This window comes from Bradyrhizobium sp. Cp5.3 (assembly GCF_000426265.1).
GTDB classification, from domain to species: Bacteria; Pseudomonadota; Alphaproteobacteria; order Rhizobiales; family Xanthobacteraceae; genus Bradyrhizobium; species Bradyrhizobium neotropicale.
Map to the genome: position 1 here is coordinate 36675 of NZ_AUFA01000036.1, position 15306 is coordinate 51980.

General features: G+C 58.4%; 11 protein-coding genes and 1 pseudogene. 7 read left to right on the forward strand and 5 right to left on the reverse strand.

The features are described 5' to 3' along the window. Nucleotides 1-1053: 1053 nt before the first annotated feature. The 5 genes from casA to cas6e are packed head-to-tail and all read left to right on the forward strand — an operon-like array spanning nt 1054 to nt 5902. Nucleotides 1054-2619 carry a type I-E CRISPR-associated protein Cse1/CasA gene (gene casA, locus K289_RS45910; RefSeq protein WP_156918310.1) on the forward strand — a complete coding sequence of 522 codons (1566 nt, stop codon included), beginning with the start codon at nt 1054-1056 and terminating at the stop codon, nt 2617-2619. Then, nucleotides 2612-3277: a type I-E CRISPR-associated protein Cse2/CasB gene (locus K289_RS0132395; protein ID WP_027555262.1), complete on the forward strand. Its 666-nt coding sequence runs from the start codon at nt 2612-2614 to the stop codon at nt 3275-3277. The genes casA and K289_RS0132395 overlap by 8 nt, the downstream gene beginning before the upstream one ends. 32 nt (nt 3278-3309) lie before the next feature. After that, complete coding sequence (cas7e, locus tag K289_RS0132400) at nt 3310-4428, forward strand: type I-E CRISPR-associated protein Cas7/Cse4/CasC (protein WP_027555263.1); 1119 nt, start codon at nt 3310-3312, stop codon at nt 4426-4428. Continuing rightward, entirely contained in the window at nt 4425-5162 is a 738-nt protein-coding gene (cas5e, locus tag K289_RS45915; protein ID WP_198024815.1) for a type I-E CRISPR-associated protein Cas5/CasD, read from the forward strand. The genes cas7e and cas5e overlap by 4 nt, the downstream gene beginning before the upstream one ends. After that, nucleotides 5159-5902 (forward strand): type I-E CRISPR-associated protein Cas6/Cse3/CasE, encoded by a 744-nt coding sequence (gene cas6e, locus K289_RS48295; RefSeq protein WP_027555264.1) that lies wholly within the window; start codon nt 5159-5161, stop codon nt 5900-5902. The genes cas5e and cas6e overlap by 4 nt, the downstream gene beginning before the upstream one ends. Before the next feature lie 586 nt (nt 5903-6488). On the opposite strand, the gene K289_RS49260 is transcribed toward cas6e, so the two are convergent. The 3 genes from K289_RS49260 to K289_RS52900 all read right to left on the reverse strand — a co-directional run bounded on the left by K289_RS49260 (nt 6489) and on the right by K289_RS52900 (nt 10519). Continuing rightward, complete coding sequence (locus K289_RS49260) at nt 6489-7520, reverse strand: LLM class flavin-dependent oxidoreductase (RefSeq protein WP_084788808.1); 1032 nt, start codon at nt 7518-7520, stop codon at nt 6489-6491. A 48-nt stretch (nt 7521-7568) separates the two neighbouring features. Then, entirely contained in the window at nt 7569-8660 is a 1092-nt protein-coding gene (hisC, locus tag K289_RS0132425; RefSeq protein WP_027555266.1) for a histidinol-phosphate transaminase, read from the reverse strand. A gap of 1730 nt (nt 8661-10390) precedes the next feature. Then, nucleotides 10391-10519, reverse strand: a complete 129-nt coding sequence (locus K289_RS52900; protein WP_256380030.1) for a hypothetical protein — start codon at nt 10517-10519, stop codon at nt 10391-10393. 920 nt (nt 10520-11439) lie between these two features. On the opposite strand from K289_RS52900, the gene K289_RS0132445 reads away from it, so the two are divergent. Beyond that, on the forward strand, nt 11440-12783 hold the full coding sequence (locus tag K289_RS0132445) for an IS5 family transposase (protein WP_027555270.1): 1344 nt from the start codon (nt 11440-11442) through the stop codon (nt 12781-12783). Nucleotides 12784-12948: 165 nt separating this feature from the next. Here K289_RS0132445 and K289_RS49265 read toward each other — a convergent pair. After that, nucleotides 12949-13236: pseudogene (locus K289_RS49265) on the reverse strand (hypothetical protein); the annotation flags it as partial. A 390-nt stretch (nt 13237-13626) separates the two neighbouring features. Here K289_RS49265 and K289_RS0132455 point away from each other — a divergent pair. Further along, nucleotides 13627-13836: a hypothetical protein gene (locus K289_RS0132455; RefSeq protein ID WP_156918311.1), complete on the forward strand. Its 210-nt coding sequence runs from the start codon at nt 13627-13629 to the stop codon at nt 13834-13836. A 305-nt stretch (nt 13837-14141) separates the two neighbouring features. Here the strand turns inward: K289_RS0132455 and K289_RS45930 are convergent, their stop codons facing one another. After that, nucleotides 14142-15299, reverse strand: coding sequence for a ribonucleotide-diphosphate reductase subunit beta (locus K289_RS45930; RefSeq protein ID WP_084788809.1), 1158 nt, complete (start codon nt 15297-15299; stop codon nt 14142-14144). Nucleotides 15300-15306 lie beyond the last annotated feature (7 nt).

Here is a 15306-nt window from a genome sequence, read left to right on the forward strand (position 1 = left end):
TAAATCCTACATTTGGCAGTGATGCCGCGCTCGCTATGTTGCCGAGGTGTAGTGCGTGTCGCGCTTGTCCGTTTTGACAGCCCTGATGCATGCGCTGCTCATCTTTCCTCATCACGCGGGATGGCTTTCAAGCTATGGCTCGTGCTCCACATAAAAAAAGCCCGGCCTCCTTGCGGCGGCCGGGCAGAAGTCAGTCTAGGGAGGAGCGACGCTGCTACACGTCGCACCGGCTTTCGTCGGCTGAGGGAGGACTGCCGACGATCAGACTACGGCGAGGGCATTCGCCGTTAACTTGAGGCCGTGCGGGCCGACACCTATTCCGAACGAAATGGTGCTGAACAATGGATCGGGGCAATTCGACCGAAAGCTCGACCCACGGAAACTTTGTCGCTGGCGGCCAACTAAAGTACGCCGCGAAGCTCCTCGCCTCGAGCCACCGCGACGTACTTGCAGACCGCCGAAGAACATGGCCACAAGATACTCAGGACACCGATCGACCACCCTCCTGAGTTGGCCATGTTTCTTCAAGCCGGCGTCTTGCTATGCCTCGTCCCTCGAGAGAGGTAAAATCGATTGTTGTTATGGTAGATATCTGCACTTTGGATGAAGTCGGGTACGCGTTTCTGCAGACTTTCGCGCTTTCGAGAGCGCGACACAGCGCTCGATCAGCTCTGTCCCGAACCAGCGCGTTGATGCCGAAGATTGGCGCTAGCTTACGGCGATCTCCGGCGAGAGCGGCAGGGCTTCGTCGAGCCTCCCGTCCGGCTAGCGCAAAGTGACTTGCGTGGACCGCCGAAGAACGTGGTCGCAATGACCTTGCACTTCGGTTGGTGCTCGGCGCACATCTGAAAAGGTGTTTCTGGGCAAGATCGATTACCGTCTATGGCTGAGTGCTCCTCGATAAGCCGGCATTCTTCATATGCGGGCCGTCCAAGGGATTGAAACGTACGTAATGTCAGATTCTAAAATGCACCGAGGCGGACTGGACACGATCAGCAAGATAATGGGGCATGTCAGTGGTGCAGCAACGTCGTGCCACTCCCCGCAGTGCTATTGATCTTTCGCTTCATGTCCCTGAACTGCATCGAAGAACCGGTTTTCACGACGACAATCTGCACGGGGCAAGCGACTCTCTCGCTCCCGGCGCTCTACTCCGCGTTAATGAGGGACGATGTCGAGGACATGCCCGCTGTTCGACCCCATCAGCGGCAGGCGTTACATGCGTTCCTCGTGCAGGTCGGTGCACTCGCGCTCCTGAAAGGGACGACTACTGATCCCTCTCTCGACGCCTCGGTTTGGACGCATTTGTTGCGCGCCCTCACTTACAAGTTCACCCACGATGAGCCTTGGAGCCTCATTGTCGAGGATCTCTCCAAGCCTGGGTTCCTTCAACCGCCAATTCCAGAAGGAACGGTCGCGCCCCTAAGAGAGCGCGAACAAACGCCCGATTCGCTCGACATACTCGTCACTTCAAAAAATCACGACGTTAAAGCACAGCGCATGGCGATCGCCACGCCCGAACATTGGTTTTACGCATTGCTGACGTTGCAGACTACGCAAGGATACCTTGGCGCTGGAAACTATGGCATCAGCCGCATGAATGGCGGCTACGCCTCGCGACCGTTTGTAGGTCTTGCGCCGAGTAACCGCTTGGGCGCGCGGGTGCGACGCGACATCAATCGCCTCCTACAGGCGCGTCGTGAGGTTCTCGACGAGAATTCGGGGTTCGCGGCGGTAAACGGAATCGGTCTCGTGTGGCTAGAACCGTGGGATGGCGTCTCGGCGATTGCCCCGAAGCAGTTAGATCCGTTCTATGTCGAAGTGTGCCGGCGAGTGAGGCTGATCCGGGAGAACGCCCGCATTGTTGCACTTCGCGGGCGCAGCCGAGCGGCGCGGATTGCCTTTCCTAAGAACACGAATGGCGTAACGGGCGACCCGTGGACGCCAGTCGACCAGCGGGAAACCATCGCGAAGGTGCTCACGGTTGATGGCGGCGGATTCCACTACAAGCGCGTCGCCGATCTGCTTGACCCTCAGCAGTACAAAGCTGCCCTCCTCCAGCGATGGCGGCAGGCAGACGGCACGCTGGACCACAGCCTCGTTCTCGCGGCAACTGTCCGTGGACAAGGCGGTACGGACGGATTTCACGAACGTCGCATTGTTGTGCCGACGTCTGCTCTGCCATTTCTCGGGACGCGCGCGCATGCGCTTGCCAGCTTGGTCAAGGAACGCATCCAGGATGCCGCAACGATCCGGGCAAGAGTGTTGCTGACTGCACTCTATGTTTTGTTCCAGCGCGCTCCCGACGAACTGAAGTTCCCGCACGCGGCATGCGAAACCAAGGCGGCGCCTTTTCTTGCTGCTTTTGATGGCGGCGTGGACCGCAACTTCTTCGACGCCCTATTCGATGAGCTCGCCGCGCCTGATGGCCCAGCGAAGCGAACAGCGCGCCGCCAATGGATTTACACGCTCAAGGAGCTTGCCGTTCTACAGTTGGAAGCAGCAAAAGGTGCAACGCCGCGCTCGGGCATCCGCCGCTACCAGGCCGAAGGCGCTGCCGAGGATGCCATCGAGTTCGGTTTTCGCAAACACTTTTCCATGGAGATGACGCATGATTGATGCGCTCGGGCCGACAGAAGCTGCTCGCAACAATGTCGATCCGCCGAGCCGTTCTCGATTCGAGGACCGTTTTTATCAGGTGGACGGGCCACTCCATGCCCTGAGAAAAGAGTTTAACGTGCTCGTGAAGCGAGAGGCCCGCGGTGAGCTTGCGGCGCTCAAGCGGGTTGATCCTGACCGCCTCGAAAACTCGGCCTTTTTCCGGCTATTGACGAGCTGTGTCCCACATCAATTTCTCGGTCGCGGCTGCGTGCAGATCAGCGCTCCGGGATCGGAAGTGGATATGGTTCGTCGCTTCGCGGCAGTCGCCGCCATCATGGCACTACGGCCGGATGGCCTGAGGCCTTGGGGCCTCGGAAGAGCTATGGCCGATACGAGCGTGAGCGATTTGCGCCTGTCAATGTTTCTCGCCGCGCGGGGGGCTTCATTCAGGGATCTTGCTCGGCGTCTCGCTCGCCGCCTCGCTCGTGATGCCGAGGCGCTTCCTTATCTCGATCTCGGGCGACTGCTTCTAATGGAGAGCCTTCCTGAATATGTCAACGAGACCGACTCGGTGCGGATCGCCATCGCTCGCGAGTTTTGGCGCTCCGCTCGAAGAGTTCCGCGCAGAAATGAGGGAGAGGCAACAAACGAGCTGAGCAGCCACGCCGGCGAATAGGCACTTCCGAAGACGATAGGAGAAGCTTTATCATGCTCGAGGCCCGGTTCCTGCAAGTTCACTGGCTCACATCTTACCCGGCAACACTGCTCAACCGGGACGATAACGGCTTGGCCAAACGGCTGCCCTTCGGCGATGCGATGCGCACACGCGTGTCGTCGCAGTGTCTGAAGCGGCATTGGAGGACGGTAGACGATGAATGGGCGTTGCGGCGCATCGGACCTGATATGGCCGTTCGTTCAAGGGAAACGCCGGAGCGACGTATTCTTCATGCCGGGACGGCGGACGTGATCGCCGCAACAATTTCTGCAATGGCCGAACAGCTGTATGGCAGTAAGGCCGGTGAGCGGTCCAAACGCCAAGCCCTACTCCTCGGTGAGCCCGAGATTAGATACCTTTGCGCCAAAGCAATTGAGATTGGCAAAGCTGCTCACGAATCGAAAGCGGCCGAAGAGGCTGTAAAGAAACTATTCAAAACACAAAAGGGCAATCTCGCTGCGCTTCGCGAGCGCAGTGTTCTTGAAGCAGGGCTTGAGGCGGCCCTCTTCGGCCGCATGGTCACATCCGACCCCGAAGCTAACACTGATGCGGCGATTCACGTTGCCCACGCTTTTACCGTCCACAGTGAAGCATCCGAGAGTGATTATTTCACGGTGGTCGACAATCTGACGCATGAAGCCGGGGACGCCGGGACAGCCGGCCTATTTGATACAGAGCTGACGGCGGGGCTGTTCTACGGCTACGTCGTTGTCGATATCCCTCTACTTGTCTCGAATCTCCGAGATGAAGCTGTACTTGGCGGCAAAGTGGTCGAACATCTAATTCACCTTATTGCCAAGGTTACGCCCGGCGCCAAAAAGGGCTCTACAGCACCATATAGTTACGCTGAGATGATGCTGGTTGAGGCTGGCCATCGACAACCGCGCACACTGGCAAATGCTTTTCGCAAGCCTGTGACGGCACAATCGAGGACGGCGATTGCTGCGCTTTCAGATCACATCAAAAACGTCGACCAGACATACGGATTACACGAGACCCGGCGGCATCTCTCGATTGACGAGGCCCATTTGTCGGGGTCAACCCTCGTGCCGCTGAACGATCTTGCCGCGTTCGCTGGCGAGATAGTCGCAGCTACGCCAGTGAAAGCATGAGTCTTATGCTGGCATTTCTTATGCTGCGGCTCGAGGCGCCCTTGATGTCGTTCGGCTGCGAGGCGATTGACGCGAACGGTCCAACACGGGATTTTCCAGATGCCTCTTTGCTCACTGGCCTTCTCGCCAACGCGCTGGGCTATTCTCGCTATGAAACAGCGAAGCATCAGCGGCTGCAGGACCGGCTCGTCTTTGGTGTGCGTATCGATCGGCTCGGTCGCGACTTGCGTGATTTTCAGACCGCCCAGCTCTCGAGAACAGATCAGAGCTGGACAACTCGAGGCAAACCGGAGGGACGCACTGGTGGCGAGAGAACGTACGATAGCCCCCACATCCGCCTTCGGCATTATCGCGCCGATGCGGCGTTGACACTGGCGGCGCGCCTTGTCCCCCCTGACGAGCCGCCCACGCTCGATGATCTCGCGATCGCGCTGGACCATCCCGCACGCTCACTATTCATCGGCAGGAAGCCCTGCCTACCATCTGCTCCGTTGCTTATAGGAATTCGCGAAGGGAACACTTGTGTGGCAGCACTCCAGGCAATGCACCCAGCCGACGGTGCCTTAGACCGATGCCGTTTCATGATCCCGCGGCGTGAGGCCGATGCACTAAGCGCAAGCAGCATTATGCATCTTACAGGCCGCAGAGATTGGATCGCCGGTATCCACGCTGGAGAGGAAACCGTGGCGATATTGACGCTCCCGACCCAAGCGACAGATGGAGCTGACAGATGAGAGCCTTTTCTATGGTTCGGCTTGATCCTGATATTGGGCGCGCAATGGAGTGGGGAGCGCGCGAAAAGCTCCTGAAACCTGGCGGCGATGATGGTTACCTGTGGCACGCGCTGCTCGTGGCTGCCTTCGGCCGTCTCGCACCGAAGCCGTTCCGCTTAATTGAACCGAACGGCCGGCGCCCTCCACATCTATTGGGCTATGCGCATGCGACAGAAGAAGGATTGCATCGACATGTGGCCGCATTTTGTGACCCTGCCATCGCTTCCGCGCTCGGAGTGTCTTCGCTCGCTGTAAAGGTCATGCCTGACTCCTTCGTCGCCGGGCGGCGGCTCGGGTTCGAACTGCGCGTTCGTCCCGTGGTTCGTCAGACGAAAGACGGCGACAGAAATCGAAAGCGCGAAATCGACGTGTTTCTGCACCAGACGCGTGCACGTCCGGATGCCGACAAGCCCTCGCGTGTGGCCGTTTACGCCGATTGGTTGGCCGCTCATTTAGCAAAGGGCGGCGCAGCCCTCGACACGATGCGCATCATTTGGCTCCGCCGCTCGGCCATCACGCGCCGCGACCGCGAGCGCGAACTCAGGGTTCACGGTGAAAAAGGCGGAGGCCCCGATGCCTGCTTTGGAGGCGCGTTGACGGTGACCGATCCGATCGCGTTCAATGCGCTACTCGCTAGGGGCGTGGGGCGGCACCGTGCCTTCGGCTTCGGCATGCTCCTCTTGAAACCGCTGCCGCGATGACGCTATGTTGCATAGCCGTCAGGATCTTGAAGGAGCAAGACTGCTGGACGCCGATCGACGTGGCGGTCTATGTGGACCGTCGACTCCTTTCGGTTGAGGAGGGCGCGTTGACATTGCCCTGCGCAAGAACACATCCCCAGTCAAACGATCTCACTGATGCTGCCCGGTCGGCCCGCAATCCCATGAACTAGTGAACCGGAACGGTTCGATTCATCCCGTTGTTTAACATCGTGAGCAATTTCAAATCTCCAACGCCTAGAGGTTTCCCCCGCACGGGTGGGGATGGTCCCGGTGCATATGCGAACGGACAACTCAATGGCAAGCTCCCCCGCACGCGCGGGGATCGTCCCGAAGGATCACCTTGGCTCCCTAACCCTATCACCTTTTTCATCGGTTCAAGCTAACGCCGCTCGGTTCATGGTCCTAGAGCCACGAAAAAGAAGAGCCGCAGACAGCTCGTCTCGGCCCTGGCAACGCATCTCGGCGAACGAAAGCGACGCTGCACAATGAACGTTCCCCTGTTCAGCGTCACGAAGTGTCAACTGAGGCCGTAAAGCCAAGCCCACCACATGGGGGCCGACGAGCCTCATGCATGACGACATTCAGCCGCGAGTTCGGATTGAAGGAGAGTTGCTGTGTTCAATGATGCATCCAGGGGCAGATCTCCAAATGCGATTTGACAAAGCAGGTAGTTTGCACCGGCCACATCCAGCTGGTTGAGAAGCGTCTGCCGCACCGAAGAAGCCGTGCCTGCGACGCACAGTTCACTTTCGAGTGCTGCATCAAAGGTCAGCGGAAGGTTTGGCGGAGTGGAGATGGCGTTGCGATCGTAAAGAAACTTAAAGCTCTTGAGCCACTTTTCGTACGCACGCGCCCCAAGTGAATAAGCATCGGCGTCAGACTGCGCTGCAACGACCATGCGGAGCAAACCAAGAAATGGTGCCTGATCATCCGCCCGGCCGTTCGCTCGATGCGCACGGTAAGCGTCAGTTACTTTTCGGACAGCGGAGGAAGGCCCGAGGCTGGCGATGTTTGCGCCGGCCTTAGCGGCCCATGCCGCCCCCTCGGGTTGATTCGTGGCGATCCATGTCGGCGGATGCGGGCGCTGACGGGGTCCCAGCGTCAAGGGAACGTCGTTCAACTGGTAGTGCTGGCCCTGGTAGGAGAGCGTTCCGCCTCGCATCGCTTCGACCAGGATTTCGCTGGCTTCCGCGTACCGGCTCGGCACCATATCGGCGCTCACTCCGAAATAGCCCAGTTCAATTGGGAGAGCCCCGCGTCCAATACCGAGCTCCAGGCGCCCGCCGCTCAAATGATCGAGCATGCAGGCATCTTCAAAGGCCCGAAGCGGATGATGAAGACTAAGGAGCGTTACGAGCGGGCCCACACGCAGATTGGTGGTCCGCTGCGCGACGCTGGACAAGAACAGATTTGGAGAAGGACTCCTACCATGCGGGGTACAGTGATGCTCTGCCAAATGATAAGCGTAAAAGCCAAGCCTATCGCACGCCTCGGCTAACCGAAGCCGATCCTCGTATTGCTGAGCGACATCGGAACCGTTCTCGTCCAGGTGATCGAATATGCCGACTACCGGCCTTGCATAAGAGCTGCTTTTCACTCAGTTACCTCCCTTCGATATTGATGCTGGATAGCCTTGGGCTTGGTCTCATGTTTGGGATATTGAGACGTCGCTGACGGCGGACAAGAACGCCTCCATCTGCGCCTTTGTGCCGATCGAAATGCGTATGCAGTTCTCAAGACCCTCCTCGGGGAAAAAGGCCACGAGAACATTTCGCTCCTGCAAAGCGGTTTGCCACCATGCGCCGTCGTGCCCCGGGGGCACACGGGCCAACACGAAATTCGCTTCGGACGGCAGGACCGCAAATCGATGCGCCGACAGCGCGCGTGCAACTCGCTCTCTCTCGCGCACAATATGCCGATGGTTCTCAGCATACGCATCGCGATGAGCAAGAATACTCAAGCCAACCGCCTGACTGATTACGTTCATGCTGAAGAGCGACTGCATGGCGCGAAGCCTGCCAACGAGCTCGGGGTGACCGAAGCCGAAACCGACGCGAACGCCCGCGACGCCATAACTTTTCGAGAACGTCCGCAGCAACAGAAGATTCGGATAGCGATTGACAAGACGCAGCCCACTATCAGGCGCAAAATCGACATAGGCTTCATCAAGTACAATCAGTCGGTCCGATTGCGCGACGAGTCTTTCGATATCCGCGATCGGAACGAATGTCCCAGTCGGGTTATTCGGATTGGCTAGCACGATGAACTTGGCAATTCCCGCGCGGCCACAAAGCAGCCGGTTGATCGGCAACGAATTGTTTTCAATCCAACCAATTTCCAGAAAATGCGCATCCTGCAACATCGCCAGCTTGCGGTTGAACGAGAAGCCGGGCGACAACATCGCGACTGTGTCGCCTGGAGCAAGAAAGGCCTTATAGATGAGCCCCAGAAGTTCCGACGAGCCATTGCCGGCAATCACCTGATCGGGAGAGAAGCCGTATGCACAGGCAGCTGCTTCTCTCAGGGTGATGTTGTCGTTCTCCGGATATAGATGGTGCCGCTCAAGGGCCGCCATCGCCCTTTCCTTCACGATCGCAGGTAAAGGGAATGGATTCTCGTTCATATCGAGTTTGACACAATTTCCATTCGCCGACGGTCGGCAGGAATGCGGAACATCCAACTGTCTTGCCACATGGGAAAGCGACGAAAGCACGCTTAGCATCCTTGCGTCCGACATGTGGCCTCTCCATCCAAGAGCATGAGTTCTGAGCATAGTGATGGTCCGATCAGTGGGGATCACTTTGGTCTATTTGGCGAATGACTTTCGGCCCTGGTGCGCCAACCGGGAGGTTCGATCGATGTGCACTCTCCGCAGATCAAGCGAGAACATCCAACCGGCATTTTGTTCAACTCCAGCGCAGACCTCTGTCGGCTGAACGGTCTCATCGACCCTTGCCACGAGAGGATCGGCGCAGATCTGGGGCACTGTCGTGATCGAGCGACGCGATGTTCGAGCGCGGCATTCGAGCGGGACTGGTCTCTTCCGGTGAAACGTGAGCCGTATCGTTATTGAGCAGGCACACACATGTCCGCTGCCGCAGCTGACGAAGGATCGAGCGTCTGCCACTGGGGCCAAGCGAATGTTTTCCATTGCAGGCATTCACAATCCTCGGGCGTCATTGAGGCTCGACGCCTCCCAATTTTGGTAGTGTACAACTTGACCTTGGGTACGGTTCAAGAGGCGAGCACCGCGAAGGATTACGCCTCAGTTGCTACTGAAAAACTGGCGTGATGAGCGCGAAGATCTAGTGTGAATCAAGCATCGGCATCCCGACCGAAAGTGCGCAGGAGAGTCCGGCAGTGTGGGCTTGCGACCTTCAAAATTCGTGAGATTGCCGCCTTCAAATCGCGCGACTGAAGAAAACTCAAAAGCGCTGCGCAAGAGCGTGCTCGCCGAGGGCCACAATAGAAGTCCTTGCAGCAAGAATCGTTGTTGTATCCGCGACAAAAGCCAACCGGGCGCAGGTGTCGCTCGCGTGAACGGGCCGGGATCGGAGAGTGACCGAAGGTCGCATGCAGATTCGAGCAGGCGACAGGTTGGTGACGATGTGGAAGTTCCGCTTCATCTCACGCTCGCGAGGGGAATTGGGCAGCGAGATTTTTCGCGCGAGAGGCGAACATTTTGTTCGCAACCGCGCCGACGCCTGGTCATGTCACGCCGCAAAGGAAAAGGGCGTCAGCAATAACCCGTCTAAAAGTTGGGCTGCCCGATACACAGCAACAGCAGCATGAATGAAGCAAGGTGCACTCGCGATGACGGTGTCAGAACGCGCGCCGCTTGGGTGTTCGGACGGCGCGAGCGTAAAGCCCATCATGCTCACGCTGCCGGTTGGAGACCCATGCACTCACGGCGAAGACCACCCCGAAAACGAAGAAAAGCAGCGAGAGAAAAAGGAAAAACCACATCGTAGTTGACACCCAGGCTGCCAAGGAGCTGATCTCGTGAGCGGCGCGCGGCGCCGAGGTCTGAGACAATCCTACAACTTGACGCAACGTGCGGTTCAAGCCTTTCAGGCAGACACAGTTAGACGCACCTACAGAAGCGGTCTCTTTCAGTCCGGCACGCGACTTGCTCTATTCTCGGCAGCATCACTACTCCCCCCTCGGTGATGTAGGGGCGGATTCGGCGTCGCTCTGAACGGCATCGAGTCCGCCCGTCCGTTCTGCGCCCGGTAAGGCGACAATTTGAAACCGAATGTCCGTCGACTGCAGTATCAAGTCACAGCCTTGAGCTACCTCCCAACAAGACCAAGACGAGATGAAGCCATTGTTCTTGATGTCCATGAAGAGCTCGATCTCGCGTAAGGTCTGTGGCATGAATGGCGGGCGCTTCTGCCGGCCGCTCGGCATCAACCCTGCCGGCCTCTTACATTCGACGAAGGTCTCTTGCGCATTGGCCGCGACGGCCTACGCCATCAACTGGCGAGTAATCCCGCGCATCATAGCGATCGCGGTCTCGGCCTGGCTGTTGGTGCGTCCGGGCCCGAACGGCCCCAGACCTGCGCAAGCCAGCGCTCCGCCGAGCGCAGCAGTCATCAATCCTGCTCCTGATGATCTCGAGGCGGAGTACAGATCCGTTAACGCTCGCTCATTCCCAGCCGGCCATTGTCACGTGACTGACTTGGAGTTCGGAAATGTCGTGTTGGGCTCAAGCTACGCAGGCATTGTTTTCATGTTCGGCTGCGCTGGCACTCTCGTGTCGAGCGAGATTAAGGAGGGCATCAAGTTTCACGTATTCGCGTGGAATGACGGACAAGTCCTAGCCCTATTCGTAAACGGAATGCTGTTGATCGTTTCACAGTCCACCTCGTGACGAGAGATCCGGAGCTTCTGTGATGTTGCGAACGCGTATGCTCTTGCGCTTGGCATCGCATCCTCAAGCATGCGGGCCAAATCGTCAGATGCACGACACAGAAAACGCGTCAATTTTTGCGCGCTTTGAGACTATCGAAAATATTCTTCGCCACGAACCTTTCAAGCCTTGGGAAGTTTATTGACACGTTGTCGAGAGACCGGAGCAACAGACGATCCAGCTCGCAAGGCGCACCATCTATTCAATCTGACACAATTGACGACCTCCACACGCGCTTCGTGTCCGACATCAGACAGGCGGCTTGCTTCAACAGCACCGATGTTGTCGTGAAGACGACATCGAGAGCTCGCAAAGTGGAAGCCAATCAGCATCCCACCCGCTGGCCTGGATCATGCACACCACAGACGGCGTGAGAGAGGCGGCAACAACGTCGTGCCTATTGAGGGACGGCGCGCGCTGTGTTCGTGAGGTGATATGCGATCTGGATTTGTCGCCCGTGAAGAATTCCCAAGTCGTTGATTTGGAATCTGGAAACGGCGCGCTGGGGCCGTTGAGTTTGCCGGGAATCTGGTGTGCGGAAGGGGATTCCTTGCAAATTTGATTTGTGATTCACTCGCCTTGGAATGCTTCGGCGGGGGACCAGATGCGGCCACCGGAACGGCGGGAGACGGGAGAGCAGGATCTATTCCGCTCCCGGCTCGATCAGATCATCGACCTGAAGCATCCGCTGGTGGCGCTGGGGCGCACGGTGGATTGGGGGTTCCTGGAACGGGAGTTTGGGGCGGTCTACACCGATGATCCGGGCCGCCCGCCACTGCCGACGCGATTGATGGCGGGGCTGGCGATCCTCAAGCACACCTACGACCTGTCCGACGAGGTGCTGTGCGAGCGCTGGGTCGAGAATCCCTATTACCAATTCTTCTGCGGCGAGGAGTTCTTCCGGCATCGGCTGGTGTTCGATCGCTCGTCGCTGACGCGCTGGCGCAACCGGATGGGCGAGACGCGGCTGCAAGCGCTGATCCAGGAGAGCCTGTCGGTTGCCACCAAGACCAAGGCGATCAAGCCGTCCGAGCTGTCACGGGTGATCGTCGACACCACGGTGCAGCCCAAGAACGTGACGTTCCCCACCGATGCGAAACTTTTGAACCGGGCGCGCGAGAAGCTGGTGCGGCTGGCGCAGCTCACCGGGGTTGGTTTGCGCCAATCCTATGCGCGGGTGGGCAAGTTCGCCCTGATCCAGCATCAGCGCTATGCCCACGCCAAGCAGTTCAACCGTGCCAACCGGATGCTTAGGAAGCTGCGCACCTATCTCGGCCGCGTCATCCGCGACATCGGCCGCAAGATCGAGGGCAATGGCGGGCTCGAAGCGGCGTTCGCCAGGTTGCTCTTACTGGCTCGCCGCGTGCGCGAGCAGAAACAGCATCAGCGCGGGCCGAAGGTCTATTCCCTGCATGCGCCGGAAGTCGAATGCATCGGTAAAGGCAAAGCCCATCGGCCTTACGAGTTCGGCGTCAAGGTCAGCGTTGCCACCACCCTCAAGCACTGCAAGGGCGGCCAGTTCGTCACCCACGTGAAGGCGCTGCCTGGCAATCCATATGACGGCCACACGCTGGCAACGGTGATTCCGGACATGGAGGCGCTCGTCGGCAGCACCATCGCGCGCATCCTCGCCGACAAGGGCTATCGCGGCCACAATGCGCCGCCCGATTACAAGTTCAGGGTCTTCCTCTCCGGCCAGAAGCGAGGGGTGACGCCGAAGATCAAGCGCGAATTGCGCCGCAGGTCCGCCGTCGAGCCCGTCATCGGCCATCTCAAGGCCGAGCACCGCATGGGCCGCAACTATCTCTGGTTCCGGCGCGGCGACGCCAATAACGCCGTCCTTGCCGCCGTCGGCTACAACTTCCGCCGCCTCATCCGCTGGCTCTGGATTTTGCTGCACCAAATCCTGGCCGCTCTCTGCCCAGGACCTTCGAGCAATCCAGCCTGAAATCAGCGTTCTTCACGGACGACGGATTTCTCTTTTGTGGAGCTGCAGGAAGTGCGCTTGTTGTAAGTGGTGCCGTTAGCTCATCCGCCAACAAAGACCAGCCGCTGCCGCAGGTCGTCGCCCAGCGCCTTGGCGACGGTTTCCAACATAACAAGCAATTGGCCCTTAACGCTGGTCATTTTTCAAAAGCCTTTCTGAAATGCGCTCAACGGCCAGCCCGGTTTCTCTTTGATTTCCAATCCGAATGGCATCAACAAGGGCTAGATATTCATACAGACGGTCATCTTTCTGGACGGCTTCGGGTACGCTCTTAAATAGAGGCTCTACTGATTGCCCCATGGCTTTGCCTTTGGCGAATGGCCAGACATAGATGTATTCTCCCGCGCTGATCAGCAGATTCTTCAATGAGGGAGCTGCAAAAGCGGTAGGAATGCCTCGCGTCATGGCGCCGGGCCTTACGCAGTCGCAGCGGTTGCTGATGTTTGGCGCCTCGATGCCTGGCGAGATGGCCCGTACCGGCCGAATCCGTGATTTCGGACGACTTTTCCAAATTTTGGACAGGGGTTCCGATAGCTTCCCCAGGCTCGCTGCTTTTGTGTGTGTGTGTGTGTGTGTAAGCCATTGAAAAAGTGCCGGAAAAACACGCTTTCCGGAGGCCCGTGCGTCTGGTGCGTTGCGGATGGACGAAATAACCAATCGTGTTGGATGAAGCGTCAAAGAGGATTTTCCAAACTGCAAACCCCACAGCGGTAGTCGTGGTGCGTTGTTAGCGGTTGACGCGTGGGGAATGGTCTTACCGTACGAGCCGGGAGATATCCCAGAGGCTCACCTTCGGAGATGGGCATGGCTAAAGCCACGCAAAAGCATGAACCGACCCTGGCGAAGATCGCCGTAGGCATCGGTGGAATCCTATCTCAGTCCGAGACGGTTGTTCGAGCCTTCGGCCGGGACCGGGGGTTTGTGCTCATGCTGGTCGCGGTGCTGGCTGGCGTGCTGATCCCTCTCGGCACGGTACTTCTGATTGCCCACGGCATCGTCCGGCACCTCGGTTGAGTAGTGGGGATTCCGGTCCGTGAACCTACCTGTCCGGTCCGTTTTTGCTAAATTGGCTTCAATGACGATTTGCCGCAGACTTTTAGAGGCAGACGATGAAACCTCGGGAAGTCCGCCTGCGCGATTTTCTCATCAACTCGAACCTGGCGAACCCTCGAAGCCCACCGTGGGTTCATAGTGCGCCCTCCAGCAAGCTCATCAAGATTATTCAAGATGAGAAGCTACTTGCTATAAGCTGCAATGTCTTCAAGCGGCTGTTTACCAGGAAGTAGCGTCGCTACGACTGCGCAGCCTGCCGCGAAGCGCTATTCCCAGCCGAGTGCGCCTCCATTTTGATACTCGATGACGCGCGTCTCGAAGAAGTTCTTCTCCTTTTTGAGGTCCATCGCCTCGGACATCCAGGGAAAGGGGTTTTCCGTTTCTGCGAAGACGGCTGCCAATCCGATCTGCGCACAGCGGCGATTGGCGATGAAGTGCATGTATTGTTCGCACAGACCGGCGTTGAGCCCGAGAAATCCGCGCGGCATGGTGTCGCGCCCGTAGGCGGTCTCGAGCTCGGCAGCTTCCCGGATCATGCCGCGAACCTCCTCCTGGAACGCTGGCGTCCAAAAATGCGGATTCTCGATCTTGATCTGGTTGATTACGTCGATGCCGAAGTTCAGGTGGATGCTCTCGTCGCGCAGGATGTATTGATATTGCTCGGCGATGCCGACCATCTTGTTGCGCCGGCCGAGCGACAGGATCTGCGCGAATCCAGTGTAGAACCACATTCCCTCGAAGACCACGTAGAACGCGACGAGATCTCGCAGGAAAGCCTGTCCCCCTTCCCGCATCCCCGTTTGGAAAGATGGATCGTCCAAATGCTGTGTGTGCCTGAGCGCCCACGCCGCCTTGTCGGTGATTGAGGGCACCTCACGATACATGTTGAACAGCTCGCCCTCATCAAGGCCAAGGCTTTCGACGATGTATTGGAAGGTATGCGTGTGGACGGCCTCCTCGAAAGCCTGACGCAACAGATACTGCCGGCACTCCGGGTTTGTGAGGCGCCGGTAAATCGCCAGCACGATGTTGTTGGCGACGAGCGATTCCGAGGCGGCGAAGAAGCCGAGATTGCGCTTGATCGCGCGCCGCTCGTCCTCCGTGAGGCCGTCGCGCGACTTCCACAGCGCGATGTCGGCCTGCATCGAGACCTCGGTCGGCATCCAATGATTGTTGCAGGCAGCGAGGTACTTCTCCCAGGCCCATTTGTATTTGAGCGGCAGAAGCTGGTTGACGTCGGCACGGCAGTTGATCATCCGCTTCTCGCCGACCGAGACCCGGCCGCCGGTACGGTCGATGGTGCCGAGCCCAGTCGGGTCAACCGGTTCTAGCTTGAGCCGGGTTGCCGGACGCGGCGCGGTGACAAGGGCGGGTGCCGAGGCAACCGAAGCGGCCGCCATTTCGGCATCAGACCAATCGAGCATGTCGTCC

Bases quoted from the DNA above. Each gene is read 5' to 3' on its own strand.
- K289_RS52900 (WP_256380030.1), bottom strand. From the start codon at position 10,519: ATGACTGCTGCGCTCGGCGGAGCGCTGGCTTGCGCAGGTCTGGGGCCG.
- K289_RS0132445 (WP_027555270.1), top strand. From the start codon at position 11,440: ATGCGGCCACCGGAACGGCGGGAGACGGGAGAGCAGGATCTATTCCGC.
- K289_RS0132455 (WP_156918311.1), top strand. From the start codon at position 13,627: ATGGCTAAAGCCACGCAAAAGCATGAACCGACCCTGGCGAAGATCGCC.
- hisC (WP_027555266.1), bottom strand. From the start codon at position 8,660: ATGTCGGACGCAAGGATGCTAAGCGTGCTTTCGTCGCTTTCCCATGTG.
- K289_RS0132395 (WP_027555262.1), top strand. From the start codon at position 2,612: ATGATTGATGCGCTCGGGCCGACAGAAGCTGCTCGCAACAATGTCGAT.
- cas5e (WP_198024815.1), top strand. From the start codon at position 4,425: ATGAGTCTTATGCTGGCATTTCTTATGCTGCGGCTCGAGGCGCCCTTG.
- cas6e (WP_027555264.1), top strand. From the start codon at position 5,159: ATGAGAGCCTTTTCTATGGTTCGGCTTGATCCTGATATTGGGCGCGCA.
- cas7e (WP_027555263.1), top strand. From the start codon at position 3,310: ATGCTCGAGGCCCGGTTCCTGCAAGTTCACTGGCTCACATCTTACCCG.
- K289_RS45930 (WP_084788809.1), bottom strand. From the start codon at position 15,299: ATGCTCGATTGGTCTGATGCCGAAATGGCGGCCGCTTCGGTTGCCTCG.